General features: G+C 68.3%; 1 pseudogene. It reads left to right on the top strand.

Annotated features, from left to right (window positions below):
* Window positions 1-131 precede the first annotated feature (131 nt).
* Window positions 132-401, top strand: a pseudogene (locus tag EO139_RS21110) (amino acid permease); the annotation flags it as partial.

The following is a 401-nucleotide window of genomic DNA, read 5'->3' as shown; positions in this document are numbered from 1 at the left end:
CGGATCCGCCGTGCGGGACTGTGCATTCGGGCCATGCGGGCCTCCTCGGCGCCTATCACAGGTGATCTGCCCCACGGAAGTCGATCGACGCGGGTGTCAGGGCGAATGCCCCGGAGCACTACCGTATTCGGATGACACGAAGCGAGAGCGACCGCAGCACCGTCACGCCCGATCCGGATTTCGTGGCGCAGGACTTCAGCCACGAGCAGGAGGGCTACCAGCACGGGTTGAAACCCCGCCAGCTCCAGATGATCGCCATCGGCGGCGCGATCGGCACCGGCCTCTTCCTCGGAGCCGGCGGCCGGCTGGCCTCGGCGGGCCCCGCCCTCGCGATCGTCTTCCTCATCTGCGGCGTCTTCGCCTTCTTCATCCTCCGTGCCCTCGGCGAGCTGGTCCTGCAC

The sequence above is a fragment of the Xanthomonas sp. BRIP62411 genome, from assembly GCF_003993525.1.
GTDB classification, from domain to species: domain Bacteria; phylum Pseudomonadota; class Gammaproteobacteria; order Xanthomonadales; family Xanthomonadaceae; genus Xanthomonas; species Xanthomonas euroxanthea.
This window is presented reverse-complemented; position numbering and strand designations above follow the sequence as displayed.